At 57.1% G+C, this 24,687-nt stretch carries 26 protein-coding genes; 14 read left to right on the top strand and 12 right to left on the bottom strand.

Annotated features, from left to right (window positions below; all coding sequences use genetic code 11):
* Nucleotides 1-59: 59 nt before the first annotated feature.
* Together HAP40_RS34665 and HAP40_RS34660 are read right to left on the bottom strand one after the other, a co-directional pair.
* Nucleotides 60-1,067: a DUF262 domain-containing protein gene (locus HAP40_RS34665; RefSeq protein WP_166812832.1), complete on the bottom strand. Its 1,008-nt coding sequence runs from the start codon at nt 1,065-1,067 to the stop codon at nt 60-62.
* Nucleotides 1,068-1,508: 441 nt separating this feature from the next.
* Nucleotides 1,509-3,107, bottom strand: a complete 1,599-nt coding sequence (locus HAP40_RS34660) for an OpgC domain-containing protein (RefSeq protein ID WP_166812834.1) — start codon at nt 3,105-3,107, stop codon at nt 1,509-1,511.
* 807 nt (nt 3,108-3,914) lie between these two features.
* Here HAP40_RS34660 and HAP40_RS34655 point away from each other — a divergent pair.
* From HAP40_RS34655 to HAP40_RS34635, 5 genes are all read left to right on the top strand, one after another.
* A complete protein-coding gene (locus tag HAP40_RS34655) occupies nt 3,915-4,664 on the top strand; it encodes a hypothetical protein (protein WP_208024853.1) in 750 nt (249 codons plus the stop codon).
* 486 nt (nt 4,665-5,150) lie between these two features.
* The gene (locus tag HAP40_RS34650) at nt 5,151-5,471 is read left to right on the top strand and encodes a hypothetical protein (RefSeq protein WP_157785244.1); all 321 of its coding nucleotides are present in this window, start codon (nt 5,151-5,153) and stop codon (nt 5,469-5,471) included.
* Between the two features lie 1,097 nt (nt 5,472-6,568).
* A complete protein-coding gene (locus HAP40_RS34645) occupies nt 6,569-6,754 on the top strand; it encodes a hypothetical protein (protein ID WP_166812836.1) in 186 nt (61 codons plus the stop codon).
* 1,368 nt (nt 6,755-8,122) lie between these two features.
* Entirely contained in the window at nt 8,123-8,302 is a 180-nt protein-coding gene (locus HAP40_RS34640) for a hypothetical protein (protein ID WP_166812838.1), read from the top strand.
* A gap of 207 nt (nt 8,303-8,509) precedes the next feature.
* Complete coding sequence (locus HAP40_RS34635) at nt 8,510-8,689, top strand: hypothetical protein (RefSeq protein ID WP_166812840.1); 180 nt, start codon at nt 8,510-8,512, stop codon at nt 8,687-8,689.
* A 1,014-nt stretch (nt 8,690-9,703) separates the two neighbouring features.
* On the opposite strand, the gene HAP40_RS34630 is transcribed toward HAP40_RS34635, so the two are convergent.
* The 3 genes from HAP40_RS34630 to HAP40_RS34620 form a co-directional block, all read right to left on the bottom strand.
* Entirely contained in the window at nt 9,704-9,829 is a 126-nt protein-coding gene (locus tag HAP40_RS34630) for a hypothetical protein (RefSeq protein ID WP_256380454.1), read from the bottom strand.
* 56 nt (nt 9,830-9,885) lie between these two features.
* Complete coding sequence (locus HAP40_RS34625) at nt 9,886-10,104, bottom strand: DUF1488 family protein (protein WP_166812842.1); 219 nt, start codon at nt 10,102-10,104, stop codon at nt 9,886-9,888.
* A gap of 459 nt (nt 10,105-10,563) precedes the next feature.
* Complete coding sequence (locus tag HAP40_RS34620; RefSeq protein ID WP_246741222.1) at nt 10,564-10,731, bottom strand: hypothetical protein; 168 nt, start codon at nt 10,729-10,731, stop codon at nt 10,564-10,566.
* A gap of 605 nt (nt 10,732-11,336) precedes the next feature.
* Between HAP40_RS34620 and HAP40_RS34615 the strand changes: the two genes are divergently transcribed.
* Nucleotides 11,337-11,684 (top strand): hypothetical protein, encoded by a 348-nt coding sequence (locus tag HAP40_RS34615; RefSeq protein WP_166812846.1) that lies wholly within the window; start codon nt 11,337-11,339, stop codon nt 11,682-11,684.
* Between the two features lie 15 nt (nt 11,685-11,699).
* Here the strand turns inward: HAP40_RS34615 and HAP40_RS34610 are convergent, their stop codons facing one another.
* Nucleotides 11,700-11,975 (bottom strand): trehalose-6-phosphate synthase, encoded by a 276-nt coding sequence (locus tag HAP40_RS34610; protein ID WP_414645357.1) that lies wholly within the window; start codon nt 11,973-11,975, stop codon nt 11,700-11,702.
* A gap of 852 nt (nt 11,976-12,827) precedes the next feature.
* On the opposite strand from HAP40_RS34610, the gene HAP40_RS34605 reads away from it, so the two are divergent.
* Together HAP40_RS34605 and HAP40_RS34600 are read left to right on the top strand one after the other, a co-directional pair.
* On the top strand, nt 12,828-13,199 hold the full coding sequence (locus HAP40_RS34605) for a signal transduction histidine kinase (RefSeq protein WP_166812848.1): 372 nt from the start codon (nt 12,828-12,830) through the stop codon (nt 13,197-13,199).
* Nucleotides 13,200-13,380: 181 nt separating this feature from the next.
* Nucleotides 13,381-13,626, top strand: a complete 246-nt coding sequence (locus tag HAP40_RS34600; protein WP_166812850.1) for a DUF2061 domain-containing protein — start codon at nt 13,381-13,383, stop codon at nt 13,624-13,626.
* 75 nt (nt 13,627-13,701) lie between these two features.
* Here HAP40_RS34600 and HAP40_RS34595 read toward each other — a convergent pair whose 3' ends face one another.
* The 5 genes from HAP40_RS34595 to HAP40_RS34575 form a co-directional block, all read right to left on the bottom strand.
* Complete coding sequence (locus HAP40_RS34595; RefSeq protein ID WP_166812852.1) at nt 13,702-14,379, bottom strand: Crp/Fnr family transcriptional regulator; 678 nt, start codon at nt 14,377-14,379, stop codon at nt 13,702-13,704.
* A 326-nt stretch (nt 14,380-14,705) separates the two neighbouring features.
* Nucleotides 14,706-15,089: a hypothetical protein gene (locus tag HAP40_RS34590; protein ID WP_166812854.1), complete on the bottom strand. Its 384-nt coding sequence runs from the start codon at nt 15,087-15,089 to the stop codon at nt 14,706-14,708.
* A 501-nt stretch (nt 15,090-15,590) separates the two neighbouring features.
* Nucleotides 15,591-17,240 (bottom strand): chaperonin GroEL, encoded by a 1,650-nt coding sequence (gene groL / locus HAP40_RS34585; protein WP_166812856.1) that lies wholly within the window; start codon nt 17,238-17,240, stop codon nt 15,591-15,593.
* A gap of 140 nt (nt 17,241-17,380) precedes the next feature.
* A complete protein-coding gene (locus HAP40_RS34580) occupies nt 17,381-17,698 on the bottom strand; it encodes a co-chaperone GroES (protein WP_166812858.1) in 318 nt (105 codons plus the stop codon).
* Nucleotides 17,699-17,801: 103 nt separating this feature from the next.
* Nucleotides 17,802-18,011: a DUF1488 family protein gene (locus tag HAP40_RS34575; protein WP_246741390.1), complete on the bottom strand. Its 210-nt coding sequence runs from the start codon at nt 18,009-18,011 to the stop codon at nt 17,802-17,804.
* A gap of 956 nt (nt 18,012-18,967) precedes the next feature.
* Between HAP40_RS34575 and HAP40_RS34570 the strand changes: the two genes are divergently transcribed.
* From HAP40_RS34570 to HAP40_RS34555, 4 genes are all read left to right on the top strand, one after another.
* Nucleotides 18,968-19,168 (top strand): hypothetical protein, encoded by a 201-nt coding sequence (locus HAP40_RS34570; RefSeq protein ID WP_166812862.1) that lies wholly within the window; start codon nt 18,968-18,970, stop codon nt 19,166-19,168.
* Nucleotides 19,169-20,110: 942 nt separating this feature from the next.
* Nucleotides 20,111-20,302: a hypothetical protein gene (locus tag HAP40_RS34565; protein ID WP_166812864.1), complete on the top strand. Its 192-nt coding sequence runs from the start codon at nt 20,111-20,113 to the stop codon at nt 20,300-20,302.
* A gap of 485 nt (nt 20,303-20,787) precedes the next feature.
* On the top strand, nt 20,788-20,973 hold the full coding sequence (locus HAP40_RS34560; RefSeq protein ID WP_166812836.1) for a hypothetical protein: 186 nt from the start codon (nt 20,788-20,790) through the stop codon (nt 20,971-20,973).
* A 721-nt stretch (nt 20,974-21,694) separates the two neighbouring features.
* Nucleotides 21,695-21,895, top strand: coding sequence for a hypothetical protein (locus HAP40_RS34555; protein ID WP_157785247.1), 201 nt, complete (start codon nt 21,695-21,697; stop codon nt 21,893-21,895).
* A 595-nt stretch (nt 21,896-22,490) separates the two neighbouring features.
* Here the strand turns inward: HAP40_RS34555 and HAP40_RS34550 are convergent.
* Nucleotides 22,491-22,718 (bottom strand): hypothetical protein, encoded by a 228-nt coding sequence (locus HAP40_RS34550; protein ID WP_080584243.1) that lies wholly within the window; start codon nt 22,716-22,718, stop codon nt 22,491-22,493.
* A gap of 417 nt (nt 22,719-23,135) precedes the next feature.
* Here HAP40_RS34550 and HAP40_RS34545 point away from each other — a divergent pair, with 417 nt between their 5' ends.
* On the top strand, nt 23,136-23,996 hold the full coding sequence (locus HAP40_RS34545) for a transglutaminase family protein (protein WP_038959715.1): 861 nt from the start codon (nt 23,136-23,138) through the stop codon (nt 23,994-23,996).
* 191 nt (nt 23,997-24,187) lie between these two features.
* Nucleotides 24,188-24,424, top strand: coding sequence for a DUF6894 family protein (locus HAP40_RS34540; protein WP_166812866.1), 237 nt, complete (start codon nt 24,188-24,190; stop codon nt 24,422-24,424).
* Nucleotides 24,425-24,687 lie beyond the last annotated feature (263 nt).

Raw genomic sequence — 24,687 nt, 5'->3', positions numbered from 1 at the left:
CTGGCCCTATGACGACTTAGGTCTCGTCGTCGTCCTCATCATCGCCCTGTTCGTCATCATCAGAATCCACGGCCAGCCGCAGCGTGAATTTGCTTCAGTAGGCGTTCCATTGGCAAACCTGCATCGTGGTCGGCGAAGCGCTTGAATCGATCGAACACCTCCCTCGCAACAACCTCTTCGCCGGTTTGTGCTATGAGCCAATGATTTAAGAACACCGACGATCGCGGGTGCCGGAAACGGCCGACGCTGATTTCGACCTCCCAGAATCCCGTCTCGAAGTCCTTCCAGTACTTTTCGTAGGAATCTTCGACGTCTGCTCCGGATTCCAAAAGGCGTTGGAAGATAAAGTTCTTGATCAAGTCCGCTGCGGTTAGTTGTGCGCCACGCGCGTTCAGCGTTTCAAAAATTTCTTGGGCGTTTTCGTCGACAGAGAGGTCGATAACCACCAACTGGACCAATTCACGCGCGGCGCGTTCGATTGACGTTGCCCGGATTTGCACCAAATCCGAGCCGCCCGCATTGAGCCATTCGCGAACTTGTTCGCTGAAATAGCGATGAGCCTGCACCATCCGCTCATTGCGATATCTGAGTGAAGCATGGTCGACGGGGGCGCTGGCAGCCATCACCTCGTTGAAGGCGGGCCGATCTCGATTGGTGGGCCAGACTTTAAATCGATCTTCCGCCTTTGAGCAGAACGGCTCGGCATTGGTGACCAGCGGCTCGATACGTGCCGCGCAAGCCAATGCATTGACCTCAGTTAGCTGGGCGCTCAGTGCATCGAGCAAGAGCTGAAGAGTGGTGAGCCGTTGTTGCCCGTCGATGATGGTCCGTTGCTGCATCAAACCAGACTGGTTCGGCATCTGTTGCAGCACCACAGCGCCAAGGAAATGTGGTTGGTGTTTGCCGTTGGGCTCGGCAATCACCCGCTCGGCGACGCGTCTGACGTCCTCCCACAGCGGCTCCCACTGAGTCTCCTCATTCCAAACGTATGGTCTTTGAAACAGGGGAACAATCAGCCTTTGCGGCTGCATGAACACCATTTGCGGCGTACGAACCTGCGTCTCCATACCCTAAGTTCCACGTGCTATTGGCCTCAAAGGAAGAGGGTACTGGAGGCTGGACTTCCCTGGCAACTGCTGATTGCGGTCGCACTAAACCGATGCCCAATTCTTTCGAGAGGACTCGTAGATACGCGGCGCCCCAGAGAGGCTTTGGCTGGGTGCAACTGCTCGCGACGTTTGTCTCTGCAATGCGTACACGGATGGCCTTCAGCATTCTGAAGGATGATTCGATTGTGACTACCCGCCATTAGCCTTCTGCGCTGAACGGGACTTGCTCCGTGTCTTATATGGATCGAATGATCGGAGCGCCGCAAGGGTTTGGGAAGTCGGCTTAAGGCCGACTTCTTCCATAACATCTCATATCCGAATGCCGTCAGGTGCTGGTGAGAAAGCGGACGCGCCGCCGAGTCCGTTGCATCGTCCGCCCGTGAACCATCTGGCGCGACATCAGCGGTTTGTTGGCCTGACCGGAGACGCGTTACGGCGTGCATCCTCTGCAATGAAATCGGATGTCATGAGCGGTTGTCGCTGCCTGGGTTTGGTCCTGATCGAGCTGAGCAGGGTTGCAGTCGCAATCATCACCAGGATGCCGACGAAACTGAGTGCGATCTGCATTGCAAGCTCATCTGAGATTTTGACCAGCGCTATGTGGCCGGCAAGCGCGAGCAGAACGCCGAGGCAATAGATTGCCAAGGGGTTCTCGCCGCAGCGGATCGCCCCGCGCATCGCCGGCGTCGACAGCCCTCGCCAATTGCGAGGCACGAGCCATACCACCAAGATCGCAAGGGCAATAAAATGCAGCAATCGCAAAGGATCGAGGTCCGATTTGCCCGCCAGGTAAGGCAACTTCGTCAGGATCTGTGGGACAAGAACCTCCGGTGGTCTGATGCTCCAACCCAATGCGATAGTCAGGCTGAAACCCAGATAGAGAACGGCAAGTCCAAGCGCCAAGCGTGAACTCAACCGCGGCCAGAACTTCTTGCCCTCCGTGACACACCACGCACCAAGCACAACCAGCAACTGCCAAGCGAGCGGATTGAAGAACCAATCGTTGTTCGGCCACGCCGGAACGGTCCAGCCGAAAAGATGCACCGACGCATAAAGCAAGAGCGAGGCGCCGAGCGCCACGTTCGGCACTCGGAGCATCAGCCACAGCAATGGCGCGAACAAAAGATGGAAAATTACGAAGAGAGGCAAGACGTCGGTGTTGACAGGACGGTATTGCAGGATTGCCGCTTGCGCGAGCGTCGCTCCCGGATGTTCCAAGAGAATACGCGTATTGGTCTCGTCGGCAAGCCCGCCGCCGCCTGCGAGGTAAACCACCACGGCGCAAGCAAGAATGAGCAGCAGAAAAGCGGCGTAAATGTCCCAGCTACGTTGCAGTGTACGGCCGAGCACGCCCATCCATCCACCCCGCTCGTGCGCCTTACCGTAGGCGATCGCGCAGGTCACGCCCGAGGCGAACATGAACACTTCCGCGCTATCGCTGAAGCCGTAATTCCGCAACGTCAGCCAGCTTCCGATGTTGTTGGGAATATGGTTCAGAAAGATGCACCAGAGCGCGATGCCGCGGCAAGCATCGATTCGTAGGTCGCGGCCGGGCATTTTTAGCTCCGGAAGCACGCTCGTCCTTGGCTTCGCGGGTGTCGCGAGCAACTCACGTTCGAGGTGCAGAAGCCGACCGAGCAACACCTCGGCACTGGGTCCAATCTCCGCCGGCGTTGGGCGAAAGTCCGTGTTCGGCGCGGCGCTATCGCGATGCTTGCCGAGGTCGACAGGCGCTTCACGCCATCGCATCGGCTCCCGGGCATCCGAAAGATCGACCGAACTGATCGTCACCATCTCGACTGAAGCGCCACGGGGTGGCGGCGCAGGCACCTTCATCATGGTGGCGACGGGCCGAAAAGACGGAAATGACAAGCCTTCGGTCGACTCTTCTTCGGTGATAACCTCATATGAGCCGGCAGGTAATAGTCGTTCAGCGCTTGCGATCCGGAATGGGTGTTTGAACACTACCGTTTCGCTTCGCGATCGGGTCATCACCATGATCATTCTCGCAGATTGGCCGCGAGGTGCCGCCGTAACCACTAGCACAGGGGCGATGTCGCCGGGTGCAAGCGACGCCATTCAGCTCTTCGGGCGAATGCGTTCCAATTGAAATCTCAACTGGCCTCCACAGTGAGTGGAGAGCGCTGAAGCTATTTTTCTTTTTCTACGCTTCGTCGCGCTGGAGTAAAACTCCGCGCCAGCGTTACAATCGGCACCTCGCAACAGTGCACTCTTCGTTCCCGAATAGCTATCTCTTTCTGTTTTATTTTGGTCATCGACCGAACCCAGTCGTGAACTGGCAGGGCCCATTACTGATTCCAATCGGCTCTGGCTCTCCAAGGCGTATGCTGTTGGGCTCGTGAGCATCATGCCGACCTCAGGCAGTTCATCACGCAGAGCTCAACGGCTGGGTCGCACTGCACGACGAAGCAGGGTCTCCATTCAGAGCCTTCCGCCTGAAGATCACCCTGATCGGCGAGAGGTTGGCGCAAACTGACGTCTTGAAGTTAGAATACGACCTCGGTGGGTATCGCGATGAATGGCCCCCCGATGCGGAAGTTATTCATTAGGTGATCGAACGGAAACGGCGTAGCTTGTTGGCTCGGCCGAGCGGATTGCTTGTCCGAGAGAGCTGCCCCAAAAACGGCGATGCACCGAAGTCGCCGCTTCCACCAAATGGCAGCCCAGTGCCGTCGGTAGGCACACGTCATCCTGAACATTGATATTCAAATCGCATCACGATGCGCTCGGGTGGCGCCTGCGTTGCGTTGGGCGAGCAATTGGAAAACAAGAAAGGAGAATATCATGAAAATGAGCATTGCAGTTGTTCTTAGCGCTTTGTCGTTTGGGGAGAGAAAGTTGACGAAGTACGCCCGCGTCGCCACTACCACGTGGCTCGGCCGCTCCGTGCTGATCGAATTGGCGCACATTCTCGAAAGAATTGGACTCGCCATGGTTGGGGCCGCGGGCGGTCTGTACGTGGCGGTAGGAATGATGCGCATGGAAAATGATTTTTTTCGAAACGAATGGATCGTCTTGGTGATGATGCTTTACGGGGGCTTTGGCTTCTACGTGGGCATCGATCTGCCTAGCCGTCTTGCGCAGACAGTAGAATCCACCAGATCGGGAGAATGGAGCTTTGGCACCGACGCGGCGGCGATAGCTAGCGGGGCCGGAACTTTCTTTGCCTCGAATGCGGTGTTTCTGTCCGTTGGCATCATTGTCTTTGACTACATCATGCGCGATGGATTCAGCGTGATGGTGGCATGCTGTTGGGCGATAGGCACTTCGTTTCAAATTGCTGCCGGCGCCATCGGCCGCAGCAAAGTCATCGTCGAGGATGGGGTCAGTGAGGAGCAAGTGTGGGGTAAAGATAAATCAATGTCGCTTTGGACGCCCGAGAAGCTAGGCGAGAAAGCCAAGGCAGACGCTGAGAACGACAACTACAATCCGCCACATTCATGGTGGCCCGGCCGATACAGCGTTGGTACCGAAGCCCGCGACAAGTACGACAAAACTTTTAATCTTCATCACAGCGACAAGGACGAGTGCTAGGCTGTCCCAATTCGCGTTCTGGCGAGATGGTCGAATTTGCTCAGATTCGGTACCGCCATAGGCGTTACAAAAACCCTGTCACCGCAAAGCCCTGGGCATTTATCGGTGATGAGACCGTGATCAGTCGATCTCGTCTGCCTGCTTGTCTGAGACGGTGATGCAAACGGGGCCGGAGCTTTTTCGGAGGCTGAGCTGACGATCGTCGAGCGCTATGAGCGCGACGCGCTTGAGAACGTGGACGGTCCCACGATCCTCAACTTGCTTGAAGGAATCGAGGACGAGATCAGACGACGGGGCGCCCCCGAGGGAGCGACCGATCGGGAATAGAACAGACTCGTCTCTCGGGCTGTGCTATCGAAGCCAATGAGAGCAATTTCAGTTACGGGTTTTGTCCTGATCTGGGCCACGTCGGCAGCGGCTCAAACCGCGGCGCGACAACAGGTCCGGGACGAGCTGGTCACACGGCAGGTTATTGCAGGAATGACAATGAGCTTCTCGTTTCTCGGCTCAAGGCCCTGTGTTAGCCTCTTCGATAATCCAGAAATTCGGCTAAAGGACGTTCCGCAAGGAGCAGCTTCAATCCTTGTGCAGCTTACCCAAGCCAATCGCGAATACGGCGGCCAGGAAGTGCGCCTGCCAAAGAATGGCATCCTTCCGGCTGGCGCTCTTCGCACGTTCGGCCCTTGCAACCCCGGTGTCTACCAATATGAGGTGACGGTTAAATCGATTGCTGGTGAAGTACTAGGACGCGCGCGGCAATCGCGCACTTTCCCAGATGACAACGAGTCCAAAGCGGGGCCGAACTAGCGACCCTGAAGGGACAGAACGATTGTCTGCTATTGGCCCGAATGCGAAGTTAGGCGGAGCCTGGAGTTGTCGGCTCATCGGGCTAGACCGGAAGCAACCGGCCGATCTTCCAAGCGACGCTCGTGAGCCTTAGCTGACTTTGAGGCTCCACTTGCACTTCCTTGAAGGGAGTGGACGAACCCGATGTGCCGATCTTACGATCTACTCCGATGACGAAGCCGGCGAAGCGACCCTCGTCCAAAAGGCCGCTTTAGCTTCCTGGATGGTTCCAGCTCAAGAAACGCTGCCATCGCCGTTTCATTCCTTTCGGCTCTGGAGTTCGTTTACTCGACATCACGGCTGAGGCTCCGCCGTAGGCGTCGGTGGCTGAGAGACGCGCGTGCTCCCGCCTACTAACAGGGAGCGATCGCCGTGGGCAAACCCCTTTTAGAAGACAAGAACTATTGGATCGCGCTGACCGGACGATCGCGCGCAGCCGGCAATTGGCAGAACAGCGACTCGCAGTCCAAGAGGAATGTAGAGCGATGCTAGAGCGACAAGAGGCCCGCTTTGTCGCCAAGCGAGCCTCGAGAGATAGAAGTAGCTGAGTTGGCGTTTTGGGCGCTGTCCGGAAGGGAGTGGGCGATAGCAATAGCCCGAGCCCCTGTGGTGCTGTTGCCACTCGAAAGCGGACAAGATCTATACAGACAATGTCATTGGTGCCGTGCTAGCGTTTCGGCATCACCGCAAGGCCAGTAGCATATATCGGTGACTGAGAGCGGATATACGCTGTGTGGCCCACAGAATTCCCGCGAGGCGCATGCTTGAGGTGAGGCTGGACGCTCTTCTCCCGCAGAAGTGGGAGTGGCAGGTTTGGGAAGACGACGCCCTGCTGATGAGCGGCCATGAGACTTCGCGGGAAACGGCTCAGATAGAAGGGAATAGCGCCCTGTTTTACCTACTTCGTACACCGAATTGACAATTCGAAGCGCCCTAACCGAATTAGGTCGACTCCCTGCCGAATAGGGCGTCTAGTCGCTTCATCACCGCTCGGCCCACGGCTTCTATCGGTGACTGAGAGTATTGTGCTCCCGCCCAACCGGACAGGGAGCAGCGCTATGCAATCTCGGATTTTAAAACTGTCAGAACGGCTTTCCCAATTTGCGCAACGCGGGCGCGATCAGGCCGAAGGACTGCGGCCTGGCAAGGACCGGGACGACTTGCTGCAGAAGGTTCGTCAGGCCGAAGTGGCTATTCAAATCAACCAGTGGGTTTCATCGCGGGGCCTGCAGGCTCCGACATGATGGGACACCTTCAATCCCGTGCGCGCAATCGCGTGAAGAGAATAATCGACTTTCGAACGAGAGTGGCGAACAAGAGCGACTGGGCCATCAACGCCGTCCTGAACCACTTCTGGAGCAAGCTAAATCCCAGCACGCCTCCCATCCAGAAGAACAAGGACAGGCCCCGTCACTAACCCCCAGGCATGAAAGCGGGAGCATCTCGGCTCTCGGTCCCCGATTGACGCCACGAACCTAGGAAGGGGAGACGGCGATGGAAAGCGGGGCTGGACCTTCTTCGAAGGCTGAGCTGACGATCGTGGAGCGCCTTAAGCTCGCCGCTTGAGGACATGGATGGTCCCGAAATCCTCAAGGCTCTTAAAGAAATCGAGGACGAGATCAGAAGACGGGACTTCTGAAGTCCTGAAGGGAGTGAACAGTACGCCACCACTGCCGTTACCAGACGGTAGCAGGCTTTCGAGGCCATTTGGATCAAGTCGCCTATTGGCCCGTGGCGGACATCCACTGTTGGCCTCGCACCGTCCGCTTGCGAGCGCTGAGCGGGATTGGCTGCCCGGAGCAGCCGTTGGCAGCCGTTGACCCGCAAGGCGCCGATCTCCGATACACATTTCGTGAATGAATTGCGTAACTCTCTAACCGACTCATAATTATTTCGAGAAATCTTAGGAGCCGCAATGTCCTCTCCAGAAGAAGACGATCGGCGCGAATTTTTAAGATCCTGCGGCAGATTTGCCTCCGTAACACCTCCGAAAATTACAGCGTTGCTTTCGACCTCACTTAGTGGCACCTCAATTGCCAGCTCCGACGGCCGGCGTGGTGTATGCCTAGTAACTATCGCTGAGAGCAGAAGGCCGCCCGAGAGGCGACCTTAGACTGTCACCGGTGTTTGCCCCTGGGTAATGAAGCGAGAAGCTGGGCATCGCGGCGACTTGCAGTTTCGGGTCTTGGCCCGCGCGCATAGGACGCATGTGCTCTACGAGCGCGTCCGATTGCCGAAGCCCTCTCTCGCATTTCCCGCTGTTCATTGGCAATCAGGTAGGCGGCTGCTTACTCGACCGTATCGTTTCGTTCGGACACGTCTGCTGATGGCCCTTCGGCGAAGTGGCGGCGTCGCTCCACGAGGTCCGCTTATTGGGCGTGGCGGACAAGATCTGCTCAGGTTGAGTTCTTCGCATTTTGACCCTAAACAGACTCTTGATGTGCGGCCGGCGGTTCCTGATCAGTTCTGCGTTGCTTAAGTGTTCTCATGCCCTCAGGGGGCGCTGGCCTGTTTCCGACGGTAGTGGCCTAAGATGAAAACGGGTGTGGCCCAATTTGACTTTTCACCCGGTTGGCGCCGGGTATAATCGTTCCAATAAAGGAACGACTACGATGGACTACCGCGCTTACATCATGAGCGAGGACGGGCATATCAGCGGGGTTCACGAGTTCGAATGCGCTGACGACGAGGAGGCCAAGGCCAAGGCCGCCCAGATGCTCGACGGGCACGACTTAGAGGTGTGGCAGCGTGAACGGCGCGTTGCGGTTTTGAAGCGCCATACCCGACAGTAAGGCTGCCTCAGTTGGCAAGAGCATGAGCAATTTTGCTCAGATCACACGATGCGGATATGCAATCTGTTGGGCACCGGGGTTTTGCAAACCCACCCGGGGCTGGGAAGCCGCTGCCCGCGACACAGATTAAGCGGGTGGCGTTTTTTCCCGGACCTTGTCCGCGCAACCGTGGGCGGCGATTGTGCACAACCGACCGGGGAGCCTGTAATGATGAGTGCCATTGAGTGTCGGAACGCCGCCAAAGCCCTCAAGATTGAAGCTGGCGTCATCGGTATTTCCCCAAAGAAAGTCGCCCTGCTCACCAACATCGCCCACAGCTTAAGCGGTCTCGCGAGCCAGTTAGAAATGCTCGATGACCATGAACGGGAAAGCAAGCGAGGAGAGTAAGGCTGCCTCACTTGGCGCCCGCTTTCATGTTGTCGATGTGGTCCAGGTCGCCTATTGGCCCGTAGCTGACCTTAGCTCAGCGTGCCGCGAGGTCTGCTTTTGGGAGGCAAGCTGAAGCGGGCAACTCGAGCTACCAAGGGCAGCTTTTGACCCTTAGCTGACTTTAAGGCTCTCCTTTCGACGTCTTGGAAGGAGTGATGCCCAAGCGACGTTGCGGCCATTTTCGACCTATGAGCCAAGAAGAGGGAAGGCGGGCGAGTGCCGCCACGAGGCGGAGAAGGCCGTCAGCCAGGAAGCGTGGCTCCGGCTGGCGGGAGATTGGATCAGGCTTGCCCAAGAAGCCGAGAGGTGCCGGAGCCGATTTGACAGAGGTCCGGAGCAATCTGAACGGAGGAGCCGAACCCTGAATAGTTAATATGACTCGCTTCTATCAGTTTTGAGGCGCACACTCTCCCTCATCACAGATCGGACCTTGGCTGTTTTCTGTGACTGAGAACGCCGGTCGCGCTCCCGCCTTCCTCAATGGACAGGAGCCGCACCATGATGCGCCAGCGTTTCAAGCAGACCAAATCCCTCGAAGAGCGTCTAACCGAGAAGGCTATAAGTCTGCATGAGCAAGCCAGGATGCTTCCGCCCGGCCCTCTGCGCGATGCCGTCGAAAGGAAAGCCCAGCTGACTGAGACCGCCTCGGACATCAACGATTGGCTACGGTCGCCAGGTCTTAGAGCACCCACCACGTGAAGTCCGGGCCCCATTTGAAAAGCCGCATGCGCAGCTTGAACGGTGTGGATGCAGTCCCGCTATTCCCCGCTTATGGCGCCGCAGCCGCAATAATTCATTTCGACAGCGTGGACTTTAGATAGGCACTTGGCCGCACGTTGATCTTTGCAAGCTCGCGACGCTCGTTGTCCGACAACTGCCAATCCTCGCACTGACTGGAAAGATGCCGGAAAAGGTCATGCAACTTGCTTCGCGCAACCTTGACGATCTCAGTGTCGTCGAACTCGCGAGAGTTCAAGAAGATGGGCAACTAAACCTGGTTTCATCGCCTTCGAAATGGAATGTCAAACGAATGTCCTCGCCTCGTTCGTTCGGCTTGATCATTTCGATACGCGCGACATTTACCTTGAAGTTGCTCATTGCCTCCCCTCCTTAGATCGACCATCGGACGAGCGCGATGTCGCGGCAAGGCTGATTCAAGCGCTTTTCGAAAAATAACCGGCGACCATATCATAGGAGCCCCTGCTGCCTCTAACGTAAACCTTAGCGGCCGCGGCACATATCACATCGCGATTGCAATCAAACACGTCCAGGAAACCACGTTCATCATGGCAACCCGGGCGAAGCCGTCTCAATGCGTCTTCCTCTATGAAGAATGATGCTTCGATCGCGCTGTCGTATCCCCCAAAATGCACGGCACGCCGCGTTTTGTCATATGATCGACTATGATTTGGAAATCAATCACACGGCCAGTCCGATCAAGTTCAGCGGCGAAAACCTCGCCGGGTGGACAAACACTCCGAAGAGATCCGGCGGCCGACGAGTAACTGGCGACCCTGGACCGGATTACAAGCAGCTAGCGACAAATAAGTTGCTGCTGACCTTTCTAATTCAGTCCAGCGTCACCATGTGTCCCATATCATCGCGCGTCCACCCGGCTGTTATCGGTGACTGAGAGATCGTTGCGCTCCCGCCGTCTGAAGGGCGGTCCGAAATGACGAACATCAATAAAGCAAGCCTTCGCGAGTGGCTCGTACCTCCGGTATTGCTGCCGATCTTTTTTGCGCTACTGATCGTCGGAGCAATGGTGATGCAGCGGTAGTCCGGGACCCGCGCCATAGTTCGACCAAACTGCCGATCGGCTCCATAGCTCCCTAGTCGCGACGGCAGCTTTGCCAATTCGTCACAGCCACAACAAGCTGCGTGTAATCGGCGTCCTCGAACATCTGATCCCAGCACATCAGCTCGTGGGCAATCTTATGCGGAGTGTAGGCACGGAAGTCGAAGCCGCCCGCAAGGTGCCGCGCGGCGGCGACGTCCATTGTTTCCTTCGTGAGATCCTTCATAACGAGACCGGCTGCTGACCGAGCGGCTCCTTAGCCAAGGGGATGCTTGCGTCGGTGCGCCGCGCGTCTGCCAGCTCGCCTGAGCCAATCGAGATCGTCTCCATCATCAACCCGTGCGAGCCCTCCGCCGGCACCGGTGTCAGGTGATGCATCGTCGATTGTCACCCAAGCCTCGCTTATTAATGGAACGATTGATCTTGGGAATCCTTAGTCCTCAGCGATCGAAGATTTATCTCCGAGAGCCAGGCCCACTGACCGGTCGACATTTTGCCCCAATGCCCGGCGGAAGGCTTAGCGGCCTCGGATGCCCCTCGCACCGAGGCCGTTGCCTTAATCGAGGTGCGCTTTGGTTGGACAACAAGCCGTCCTCGCCGCCAGAGCACTTATATACCCCGTCTATCGACTGATTGCACGACAGACCACACTACAATGCTTAGTCTGCGAGCCGCGGGGCAAACGCAATCAGAACCTCGGTGCGCCCCGCTTCGGGAGGGGGAACGTACCGAGCAGCGCGAGTGCCGACTGACAACAGGCCCGCATCTCGCCAGGAGGTTCGACTGGCCGTGAAAGGAGTGATTCGGATGATTATGCCAGCTAAAACTGAGACGTCATATCCGACCGTCTTCGTTCTGGAGATCGACGGTCAGCCGATTCTGGCGTTCAGAGCCGCGACGAGTCGTCAGGCAAGAGAATTCGGCAAGGAGGACCGGCTGCAGGAGGGTTTGAAGCGAATGATGATTGGACACAGACCGCTTTGGGATGGGAAGTCGCCGATCAGGGTGCGCCGCGCCGAGCCAGAAGAAGAGGTGTATTACGTTGATGCGAAAAAGGAGAATGCTGCGGGCGACCTGGTCTATCTGGTTCGGCGCGACAAGGAAGCGGATGCAAGTAATCCCGTCACGCGTGGATCATTTCCGCCCCGGAGATGATTTCGAAATAACACCTTACCGATGGACGGGAGCAAATTGTTGAAGAACGAGAATATCGAGACCTGCTGCACTGATGCCGCGTTCTAAGCGACCGCCAGTTAGCGGCTGTCGCCTCGAGGAACTCTCGCCACGCAGTGATGTCATCGTGGCCTCCCAACGCAGTCGTTCTCCTAGTGGCATTCCCAGCGCTGTCTGCAATGCTTCGGCGACTGCGTCGGGGTCATACGGATTGACGATCTCGGCAGTGTTGAGCTCGTAGGCCGCGCCGGCGAAGTTCGAGAGAACGATCACGCGGGGTCATCGGGTCCTGTGCGGCGACATACTCCTTGGCAACCAGGTTCATTCCGTCGCGCAACGTAGTGAGGAAAGCGAAGCGACTGAGCCGAAAGAAACCAGCGAGCGAGCGCCGAGAAAAACTCCTTGTTCAAGGTTTCTGAGCTCGACTGCAATACGATCGGCCGTAGAGGCGTTAAACGGAAACGCCGTAATTCGGCGATATGCGCAATCTTCTTGTTAAACGCGATGAATTTTCGCACATGCTCTACCTTAGGAGGCACACAAGTCTCTCAGTTCGCCAATGCCATCCATCGAGTTTGGCGGTACACAACAACGCGATCCGACCCATTGCTCGCAATTAGGGTACGGTTGAAGATGGTTGCGCTCCGCTCGGCGGCTCTTTTGCCAAGCGGGAGCGATCGAACGCACGCCAACAGATGCGCACTTTCTTGGCAATCTTATTTATGCCTGGGGGTCGTTATTCAACCCTTCGATCCCCATATCCAGATCTAACCTGGTCAACCATCGAGATTGGCCGGAGTGCGCGGAGACTTCCAACGAAAGGGCTCTGCATATGTTCAAATCTCAGCAACATCGCGCAAGAGCAACCGCGTCTGGCGAACTCGTCAAGGGTTCGTCCCGCGCTGAGGAAAGCCGTAAATTCAAGACCTGGCGGGCCGACTTCATCTTATTGACGGAGCACAGGCGCAACAATGAAGTCGGTCGCAACAAGCTGCCTTTGACAAAGGATACGCCCAGCGTTGCGAGATCGGGCGCTGTCGCTCTGTCGCGATGGGAGAACGAGGGAGGCTCAGTCCGCGACGAAACGCCGATGCTAGTAAACGCAGAGAAACAGGAGGAATCGTGATGTCACTTACACAATTTAGCGTCGATGACGGCCCCCATAGCATGGATGGGCTACGGCTTTTTGCTCAGGATGGAACTGAACGCGTCGAGGCGTTCGTAGGCCGCAAAGTGATGGACGTCTGGGCCGAATCCATCGAGCACCATGGCGGACGGCAAAGTCTGTTCCGCGATCAATACAATGCGCTTGGCAAGCTGAATCTTGCGGCGATCCAACAGATTGTGAGCGCGAAATACCAGCGAGGAGCCGCGTTCAATCGGCAACATCCTTTTATCGAGGTTCTATTCTCGGACATTACGGAAAGCGGCGAGGCCTTAGATCTAAGTGAGCTCGTGCGAGAGGTTTTGCCGCCGGCATTTCATAGGCTGACTTGAGATATGCATCACGATAATGCCGCGAAAAAAGTCGCCGGACAAGACTCGGTCGTGATAGCCAGGCCCTCAAGGAGGATAGCGCGCCTACGATTCGATTCCCGCCCCCGAAGCAGCATCAGCTACAGCCTGCCTTTGCGGGGATAGCCGACATGATCGAGCGCAGGAGGGACGGGAGGGACGGATGTTCATTCGGATGCGAGATTCCCATTTTCGCTCCATGGTCAAAGCTGTCAGCTGGAGGATCACCGGTAGTATCGACACCTTCGTACTGAGTTTCATCTTCACCGGTAGCGTCAAGGTTGCAGGTTCGATCGCCGGTGCTGAGGCCGTTACTAAAATGATCCTCTACTATCTGCACGAAAGAGCCTGGTCCGTCATCCGCTGGGACCAACAAGGACAAACGGGCGGCGGGTCCGGTTCGCCCTGATCCGCTATTCAAGTGGGCGGATATCACGCGTTTGGCCCGGCGATCGGTCATACGCTCGACTTCGTCGCGCGGCGGTCAATCCTTCCGGTCTATCTCGGATTTGTCGCGCAGAACCGCGTTCAGAAGCGAGCTATGAACCTCGATCTTTCCATTGTAGCTGATGAAGCCGAGCTTACGGAACTTGTTCATGAAGAAGCTAACCCGTGATCGGGTTGCACCGATCATTTCGGCCAGCGTTTCCTGGCTGATATTGACGCCAATTGGCTGCGAGCTGGATTCCTTGCCGAAATTTGCCAGCAGAAGCAACAGGCGCGCCAAGCGCTTCTCGCTCGAATTGAAGAGTTGGTCAATCAAGTCTTCTTCAATCCGGCTGTTGCGCGCGAGCAAATACGCCATGAACAATTGAGAGAACTTCGGCTTGCCTTCGAGCGCTGCAATCATTGCCGTCTTTGATATTCTCGTTATGACACAGGCATCCATTGCCGTAGTAGTGGCAATACGCAATGGATGACCATTGAGGCAGCCCTCGCCAAAGAATTGTCCCGGCTCCAGAATCCCGACGACGGCTTCCTTCCCTTGGTCCGAAACGACCGTTAGCTTGATCTTTCCCTCTTGAATGTAGAATACCGCGTCCGCGACATCTCCCTGCGCGAACACGTTCCGACCTTTGCCAAATTTCAAGATCGATTTTCCGGCCCCGACCTTGGCAAGGAAGGCTTTGGGTTCAAACAAGTCCTTCGCCGTTTTCACCAAGGCAGGACTTTCGTTCGTTGGACCGTTAACACGCTGTCACACTACCACAATTAGAAAAGGATGTTAACCTGGAGGAAGGCGCGTGGCGTGCGACAATTTGGGAACTGAAATGACAAGAGGAAGCGTTCGACTCGACGTGCACTTCACGGATTTCGGCGTCCTCGAGCTGTTTGTTCAAAGTCGATGCGAGAGTTTTAGGGATTGACCATCTAGCGACAACTGTCTGGTCAGCCTTGCAAGACTCCCTTCCACTGCGCGAGATGCAGACATATTCGAGGGGCTGGCGCGTCTATGCGCAGATTTCCGCCGCGCGCGGACTTGCTTGATTATCCGCGCAGTTCCACAGCCTTGTTGCTACCAAGCGATTCGGCACAAGCTTTTGCAACGGCTGAGTTTGGCTCAGTGCTTCCCGGCATCGTAGCCCAACCGCCTTTTTCGACGAATTTGCTCTGGTCCCATGAATAGGTCGCCTTCTTCATTTCGACCAGATTCGCCGATGCATCGGCGGCTTGTCGAAATTTCTCAACGCAGATCGGTGTGAGAGCTGCCACGACAGCCGTCGCAGCACTATTCTTCGCGAGCGTCTCGGCGGTCCCACCTGTCACCCAGCCGCCCCAGCTGAAACCCACGATTGCCAGAGCAATTGCTCCGGCCAAGGCTCCCCACAGTGCCGGCCGCACGGCAGCTTTTGTCTCCCTAGAGATTTCCATGATTTTCACCTTGCTTGGAGGTACGTGCTTCACCCGTTAAGGAGGGTAGACACGTCGAGTGATCGGCGTCTGTACCAAATTGCTCACCTTCGGATCGCCTGATACGCCGTTCGCTGCAGTCTGGCGCCAGGGCCCTCCAGCCAGCATCTGCGCCGCGATGCTCCTGGAGATACATGAGATCCTCTGCCTTTCGCAGTTGAGCGCGGGCGGCGCAATATCGTTTCAGGTGTTCCTTTTGGACCAGACTGCGACGTCTCTTCCGGATTTATTCCATGCATTGTCTGACTTGAAATATACTACAGATTAGCCCGGCCCTCGTGGCCGGGCTTTTCGCTTGGGCGCCTCGGCAAGAGATAAAAAGCTTCCTCGGAAGAGTTCGCCGGACTGCGAGCTACGCAGGCGAGTCTCAACTTACGTGCCCTTCCTTTTGAGCTTCATTCTGCCTCCCGAAAATCGGTCCATCCTTTCTCTTGTCTGCAGTTCGGCCATGAGCGGGTTGACTTAGAAATCCATACCACCCATGCCTCCCATGCCGCCGCCACCTGCAGGCACGCCGCCGCCTGCGTTCCTCTTCGGCACCTCGGCCACCATGGCTTCAGTGGTGATCAAGAGAGCCGCGACCGAGGCCGCGTTCTGGATCGCCACGCGAACCACCTTGGTCGGATCGATGATGCCCTTCTTGACAAGGTCGGCATATTCGCCGGTCTGGGAGTCGAAGCCGTAAGCGTAGGCCTTGTTCTCCAGGATCTTGCCGACGATCACCGAGCCGTCTTCACCGGCGTTGATCGCGATCTGGCGAGCGGGAGCCGACAGCGCCTTGCGCACGATCTCGACGCCGGTCTTCTGGTCGTCGTTCTTGGTGCGCAGACCCTTGAGCTGCTCGGAGGCACGGAGCAGGGCGACGCCGCCGCCCGGCACGATGCCTTCCTCGACCGCGGCGCGGGTCGCATGCATCGCGTCATCAACGCGATCCTTGCGCTCCTTCACTTCGACCTCGGTCGCGCCGCCAACGCGGATCACCGCGACGCCGCCCGCGAGCTTGGCGAGACGCTCCTGGAGCTTCTCACGGTCGTAGTCCGAGGTGGTTTCCTCGATCTGCGCCTTGATCTGGGCCACGCGCGCCTCGATGTCGGCCTTCTTGCCGGCGCCGTTGACGATCGTGGTGTTCTCCTTGTCGATCATCACCTTCTTGGCGCGACCGAGCATGTTGAGCGTGACGTTCTCGAGCTTGATGCCGAGGTCTTCCGAGATCGCCTGGCCGCCGGTCAGGATCGCGATGTCCTGCAGCATGGCCTTGCGGCGATCGCCGAAGCCCGGAGCCTTGACGGCGGCGACCTTCAGGCCGCCACGGAGCCGGTTCACGACCAGGGTCGCGAGCGCTTCGCCCTCGACGTCCTCGGCGATGATGATCAGCGGCTTGCCGCTCTGTACGATTGCTTCCAGGAGCGGAAGCAGTTCGTTCAGGCTGGAGAGCTTTCTCTCGTAGATCAGGATATAGGCGTCGTCCATTTCAACGCGCATCTTGTCGGAGTTGGTGACGAAGTAGGGCGAGATGTAGCCGCGGTCGAACTGCATGCCCTCGACGACCTCGAGTTCCGTCTCGAGCGACTTGGCTTCCTCGACGGTGATGACGCCCTCGTTGCCGACCTTCTTCATGGCGTCGGAGAGGAACTTGCCGATCTCCTGGTCGCCGTTGGCCGAGATGGTGCCGACCTGGGCGATCTCGTCGTTCGAGGTGATCTTCTTGGAGTTCTTGACGAGGTCGGCGACCACGGAGTCCACTGCCAAGTCGATACCGCGCTTGAGGTCCATCGGATTCATGCCCGCGGCAACCGCCTTGGCGCCTTCGCGCACGATGGCTGCGGCCAGCACGGTCGCGGTGGTGGTACCGTCGCCCGCTGCGTCGGCCGCCTTCGATGCGACTTCGCGCACCATCTGCGCGCCCATGTTCTCGAACTTGTCGTCGAGCTCGATTTCCTTGGCGACGGTGACGCCGTCCTTGGTGATGCGGGGAGCGCCGAACGACTTGTCGAGCACGACGTTGCGGCCCTTAGGACCGAGCGTCACCTTTACCGCGTTGTTGAGAATTTCGACACCGCGCAACATGCGGTCGCGGGCATCGACGCCGAATTTGACTTCTTTGGCTGACATAGTGATCTCCGTTTCAACTGGTCAGATCCCAAAGACCGCGCAACTGGCGAGCTCTTGAGGGATGAGATTTGAATTGCGGGCCTCATCCTTCGAGAACCCGGCCACGCCGAATCCCCAGGGTAAGGAAAACTGGCTGGCGCTTACGCGACCTTCTTCTTGGCGGCCGGCAGATCCGTGAGAACGCCCATAATGTCGCTCTCCTTCATGATCAACAGCTCCCGGCCGTCGATCGTGACCTCGGTTCCCGACCACTTGCCGAACAGCACGCGATCGCCGACCTGCACGTCGATCGGCATCAGCTTGCCGGCTTCGTCGTGGCCACCGGGGCCGACGGCGATGACTTCGCCCTGGGAGGGCTTCTCCTTGGCAGTGTCCGGAATGATGATGCCACCAGTGGTCTTGACTTCGGCCTCTATGCGCTTGACCACGACGCGGTCATGGAGCGGACGGAATTTCATGCAATTCTCCCTGGCTTTTGTAAATATTTCTGGATTGGAAGTCGTAATGAACTACGTGCCGTAAACAAAGTCCTCCGCGTCCATTAAGACGTGAGTCTTCATTTCAAAAATTAGCGGCGACCAGATCGTAAGAACCCCTGCTGCCGCGGACGTACACACTGGCAGCGGCGGCACATATCACATCACGATTGGAATCGAATGCGTTCAGGAAACCCGATTCATTGCGGTGAGCGTTGGGTTCAAGTCGCCTCAGCGCGTCTTCCTCTATGAAAAACGATGCCTCTAGCGCGCTATCGTATCCCCAAAAACGCACGGCATGGCGCGTTCGGTCATATGAACGACTATAGTTTGGAAACTCGATCACGGTTGGATCCGATCAAGTTTGCGCAACGGGAAGAGCTGAAAGTGGTCCGCCGCGCTAACCCGTAAATGGCTACTCTAGAATCGGATTACAACCTGCTCACGACAATAAAGTTGCGACCGGCCTCGTTATTCGGCGGGGGCGTCACCATGTTCCTCATATCAGCGCGTCCCCTGGCTATTGTCGGTGACTGAGAGTGTTGCGCTCCCGCCGTTTTAAAAAGGCGGTCCCAAATGTCGAATACCGATAGATTCAATGTTCGTGAGTGGCTCGTACCTCCGGTATTGCTGCCGATCTTTTTCGGGCTGTTGATCGTCGCTGCAATAGCTATTCAGTGGTAGTCACCCTCGGCGGACCCGCGCCATCGGCTCAAGCAAACAGCTAGTTGGCTCCGATGAAATGACTAACGAGCCGAATGTCAGGGCCGTGGCAGTTGGTGCGATTAGGTATTACCGTCACGCGTACTGCGCTCAATCCAAACAGGTGGGCAGCGCGCAGGCTTGCCCACAACTGACCTTCCCGGGTCGGATCGTGACCCACAACAGACCTCGGATCGGACCGTCGAGTTCGGGAGAGTCCTGGAGTTGCCAATCTGTCCTGAGGCGCTAGGAGGTGCCGGCCTGTTTCCGATCCTAATGGCCGGTTTTGAAAACTGGCAGCGGTCTGTTTTGATTTCTTAACTTTTCCGAGGTGAGCCAAATTGACCAGCAACCTCACACGCTCTTCTCATTTAGGGGACAGTTGATCTACAGAGTATAGCTGATCGCCTCCAACGCTTATTTGTCCGCCGCCCCCTGTTTTGGTCGCGGAGGAGTATCTATATTAAAGCTATCGCCGCCCGGCCCATGGCATTTATCGGTGACTGAGAGCCTTACGCTCCCGCTTTCCGTCAAATAAGGAAGCGCGCTATGCAGGCACGAAATCGCTTCAAGCAATCTACCTCGCTTTATCAACGCCTAAACGAAGAAGCGCAACGTCGTCGCAAGATGGCAAAAAGCGCTCATCCCGGCATCGAGCGCGAACGATTCCTTCGCAAGGCACGACAGGCCGAGAATGCCTCTGACATCGACGAGTGGCTTTCATCTCCCGGCTTGCGAGCACCGACATGACAGGCCATTACCGCTCTCATGTGCTTTGTTGGCATTAGGAAGATAGCCGGCTTCCGTAAGCGAAGGTCGAATAAGTCCGACACGACAATCAAAGCGGCGCTCAATCACTTCCAGCAAACTGTGACAGAAGTGCCGCCCGAGCAACACGAGTGCAAACCAGTGCTGCACACGCCACCTTTGATCGCACCTTATGCGAAGCCGTATCCATCGTTGTGCTCAGCATGACTTTGCCAATCTCTTCACCGTCGATCATCCTCAGCGCCAACTCCATGTTTCGCGTGCTGCCACTTATGCCCGAGTGCAATGTAAGGCTTCGTGCGCGACTACTGTGCCAGAAATCTAAGAACGATGCGCCGGAGCTCGCGTTGAGGCACGTCCCATAGAGGAGGCAATCATGCAAGGACAATGCGTAGTAGCAGTATACAACTCCCGCAACGATGCGGAGCAAGCATACTGTGCTGTGGTCGGCGCAGGAGTTCCCAGCAGACCAGCCGGATCGACTTCGTTTGTGAAGACGAGGACAGCGCGCGCAAGAGCGCCCAGCAGTTTGTGGACGGACACGCTGTCGAGCTATACGAGAAGATAGAGCGGTTCGAGCCACCGCCGCGCGCGCGACCCTGAAAGGACTGGGCTCACCGGCCCGTCGCGGTAACCTAGTTAAATGCCGCCGTCGCCCAGGTCGGAATACTACGCGCATGCCAAGCGTTCTCCGACAGCTAGAAGCATCCGCACGCACACAGGCGGCGTTGGCCTCCGATCCGCGTGCGCGGGAGGCGCTCCTAGAGATCGCCGAGGAATACCGGATTTGCGCAGAAAACGAGGAATGCGCGCACTAACCTGTGATTGCCACCCACCCTCTAACCTAATCCAAAATCGGGCAGTTAAGGCTCGCAGGCTTCGCGGCGGAGACATTCGTGCCCCGCGGCGGTCAGGGAGGGCCCGATGTGTTTCTATCTTCTTCTCGAACGCTACAATGAGCTGATCGAGCGCCGATTAACGCAAGCCTCTGAGCTCGCAGAAGCGATCGCTGTGTCACGCGAGCTTCTTGCTCGGTCGACCGCTTTGCTGCAACAGCCGCCGCTCAAGCCTCGTCTTTTGGACGCACACGACCCGAAGAGCGATGAACTTCCTTGAAGGGAGTGGGCGATAGCAATAGCCCGAGCCCCTGTGGTGCTGTTGCCACTCGAAAGCGGACAAGATCTATACAGACAATGTCATTGGTGCCGTGCTAGCGTTTCGGCATCACCGCAAGGCCAGTAGCATATATCGGTGACTGAGAGCGGATATACGCTGTGTGGCCCACAGAATTCCCGCGAGGCGCATGCTTGAGGTGAGGCTGGACGCTCTTCTCCCGCAGAAGTGGGAGTGGCAGGTTTGGGAAGACGACGCCCTGCTGATGAGCGGCCATGAGACTTCGCGGGAAACGGCTCAGATAGAAGGGAATAGCGCCCTGTTTTACCTACTTCGTACACCGAATTGACAATTCGAAGCGCCCTAACCGAATTAGGTCGACTCCCTGCCGAATAGGGCGTCTAGTCGCTTCATCACCGCTCGGCCCACGGCTTCTATCGGTGACTGAGAGTATTGTGCTCCCGCCCAACCGGACAGGGAGCAGCGCTATGCAATCTCGGATTTTAAAACTGTCAGAACGGCTTTCCCAATTTGCGCAACGCGGGCGCGATCAGGCCGAAGGACTGCGGCCTGGCAAGGACCGGGACGACTTGCTGCAGAAGGTTCGTCAGGCCGAAGTGGCTATTCAAATCAACCAGTGGGTTTCATCGCGGGGCCTGCAGGCTCCGACATGATGGGACACCTTCAATCCCGTGCGCGCAATCGCGTGAAGAGAATAATCGACTTTCGAACGAGAGTGGCGAACAAGAGCGACTGGGCCATCAACGCCGTCCTGAACCACTTCTGGAGCAAGCTAAATCCCAGCACGCCTCCCATCCAGAAGAACAAGGACAGGCTCCGTCACTAGCCCCCAGGCATGAAAGCGGGAGCATCTCGGCTCTCGGTCACCGATTGACGCCACGAACCTAGGAAGGGGAGACGGCGATGGAAAGCGGGGCTGGACCTTCTTCGAAGGCTGAGCTGACGATCGTGGAGCGCCTTAAGCGCGCCGCGCTTGAGGACATGGATGGTCCCAAAATCCTCAAGGCTCTTAAAGAAATCGAGGACGAGATAAGAAGGCGGGGCTTGTAATCTTTTGAGGCGCACGACTGGCATGGTAGAGACACAATGCGGGCCGGACGCGGCGACATAGATTGGCACTTCGCCTCTATTGTTGTTTCGCTGATGCTGGCTGGCGTTGCTTTCTGCCACGCTTCTCGCGGTGCTTCTCCGTGGGCAGCCCTGAGGAGCGAACCGGTATCCCTGAATGGAGCAGAATGGCACTTGTCAGGGACGAATTGAACCCTGCCTATCATCGCGCATTGAAGACGCGTCACCGATCAGGGCTCTTCCTGCAGGCGTCGGTGGCCGGGAGACCGCTTTTGCGCTCCCCTGCCAGCCATGAGAGGGGCAAAGATGGCCCACCCGTTCGGCGTCGAACACTTCCCGATCGCACCCGCCTCGATCCCGCCGACAACACCTCTCAAGGCCGCGAGCGGGAGATTGGTTGACTTAGTCCTCGGCTCACTCTTCTTTGCTACCATAGCCATCGCGATGTCCGGCTGGCTGTACGTGCTCTTTCTGCTTGCCCAGGCTGTCGCACGGCTGCTGGCGTAGTAGCCCCTCTCCTGAAGGGAGAGAACAGTAGCCCACCACTGCCGTTATCATACGGTAGCAGGCTTTCGAGGCCATTTGGATCAAGACGCCTGTTGGCCCATAGCTGACCATCGTCAGGCTGTTCGGATGGTCTGCTTTCAGGATTAAAGTAGACCGAAAGCGCTGCCGATCACGACTTCGGCTTGTGTCTTCAAGGCCGACTCCAGAGCAGTACACGACAGATCAGAACTGCGTTGCCACCGTCAGCGGTACGGCGCTCGGCTCTGCGGGATGAAAGTGTCGATCGGGGATGCCGTCGATAGGTTCAACGGGGAGCCGCGAAAGGTAGGCATATTCGATCTGGTTTGTCTGTGCGTTGAAGTGATCGAGCACAGTCTCAAGATATGCCCCTCAAACAAAAAGCCGCCGGGCGTTACACCGAACGGCTTTTCTTCGCGGCTCCCAGTCTCCTAGTTCTGCCGCCAGATTCAAACCGCCGTCCCACACTTTGTTCCCTTTGATGCGCTCCCTCGGTGGTCATAGTTTCAAACAGCTCCCTCTCGCAGGCTAAATGGCGGCCCGCCAAGCACATGCGAGTAGCAGGTCGCGTGCCCGCTTAGGCAAACGGCGGTACCTCGACCAGTGTTCCGATTAGGCGCAACAAAGCTTGCTGTTCGGGGCCCTTTCCGTCGCGCAAGAAGTCGCCCAACTCGATATGAGAGAGGCGCCCGCCCGATGGCGGATTAGGCTGGTGAATAATGAAAGCATAACCATTCGTCGGCTCACGAGCGATGAACCATGCATCGCCATTTGGACTGCGATAAAGCTCCCGGCGGTCTGACATGTCTTTTCTCCGAACTGCCCCCTTCAATGTGGGACGCGAATGGTAGTTTCGATAGGATATAACGACTTGAAGCGGAACTGTCCCTGCTCGGCCGAGTAACGCCGGTGGGCGCACAGCTCGGCCCCAGCTGCATCCGGGAGAGCCGGCAGTAGTCGCGAGAGGAGGAGCGTGAAGTAGAACTGCTGGTAACGCGCCCAGAGCAGGTCTTTCCGCGTACACCAGACTCGCCCTAACGGGGCGCCAGAGCAGGTCCCGAAGACTCGGAAAGTCATCGGGGTCTATTTCGACGGCCTCCACCGCGCATCGAACCAATCTGATGCTGGAAGCCAACTTAATCGCACGGGTGGTACATTGGCTGCTCGACAGCGCGCGCCATATGGCAGCCGAAAGGACGTGCACACTCAATTTGGAGGACCAGTGACAGTCCTAAGAATAAAACATCAGACAATATATAGCTTTGAAAGCGGAGTTAGTCTGAACCCGCATCGATTACTGCTACGCCCTCGCGAAGGCCGGGAGTTGCGGCTTCTTTCTCATCTAATTACAATAGCGCCCGCGAATGAGGTAACATGGGCGCAGGACGTCTTCGGCAATGCTGTGGCCATGGTAAATTTCATGGCCATGACGGACAAGCTCGTTATAGAGAGTTTGTCAGAGGTTGAGCTGAGCTCCAGCGCGTGGCCCGTGTTTCCGGTTGCTGCCTCGGCCGTATCCTATCCATTCCGGTACAGTGACGAAGAGTGGACGGACCTGGGAGCGCTCGCCGCGCCTCAATACCGTGATGGCGGCGATGCGGTCCGCAACTGGGCCCAATCATTTGTGCTTGGCAGCACGACAGACACTTTGTCTTTGCTCAAGGACCTGAACCAGGGGGTCACTCAGTGGATACGTTATGAAGCCCGGGACGCTGAGGGCACGCATTCTCCGAATGAGACACTGCAGCTCGGCATCGGGTCGTGCAGAGATATGGCGATGCTTTTCGTGGAAGCCGCCCGTTTCCTCGGGTTCGGGAGTAGAATTGTTTCCGGGTACCTCTACGACCCGGACATGAGCCGCGTGGGTTCAGCGGGTTCGGGTTCGACCCACGCTTGGGCCGAGATCTACGTTCCGGGCGCAGGCTGGATTACATTCGACCCGACTAATCGTAGTGTAGGAGGCCACAACCTGATCCCTGCCGCTGTTGCGCGGGATATTCGCCAAGTGATGCCGGTGTCAGGAAGCTACTTGGGAGCGACCTTCTCCAAAATGACTGTGGAAGTCACTGTTTCCGCAAAATAAGTGCTCACCAAGAAGGCATTTGAGCGCTAGTCGACAAATGGGCCTTACCTCCAGCCGGGCAGCAGCAGCGCGAGTAATTTCCAGCGACGATCTGACCGCAAGTTTATTGTCCTTTATCGTCGGGCGAGGCGTCCTCTCTTTGGCGTCTCTGTCCGAGAGAGTGGAGTTTGATCCTGCCTGAATGCGTCTTCATGGAACGCTTTTTCTTCGACATCCAAAGCAGCCGAGATTTCTTCGCGGATGAAGAAGGTTTACGCCTGCCCAACCAAAAAGCAGCACAATTGGAAGCGTTGCAAACATTGGCCGGCATCGCGAAAGAATCGATTTCTGGGGGCGAGCGGCCCGATTTAGCAGTCGAAGTGCGCTCGACGAGTGAACGCTTGTTCTGCGTTTCTATAATCCATCGAAATGCGACTACGCAGCATTGAGGACGCCTAAGCGCGGCCAGGCGCTGAACAGCGCGGTTCATTGCCTTAATGAAGCATGCATGAGACGACGATGGCATGGTGGGACGGCCTTACTCTTCGCGAGCGAGCTTTCGGAGCTGATCCTTTAACTCGCCAATCAGGTCAAGCATGGTCTCGTTCACTGCCCCTACAGGGAAAGCTTCCGACAGCGCTGCGTACTTTGCGAGCTCGCCTTCCAGCCGGCTTTTTTCCCGTTGGCGGTCCATAAGCCGCGCTAACATATG

Source organism: Bradyrhizobium sp. 1(2017) (assembly GCF_011602485.2).
Taxonomy (GTDB): Bacteria; Pseudomonadota; Alphaproteobacteria; order Rhizobiales; family Xanthobacteraceae; genus Bradyrhizobium.
The sequence above is the reverse complement of the archived record's forward strand: the minus strand, read 5'-3'. Positions and strand labels throughout refer to the sequence as shown.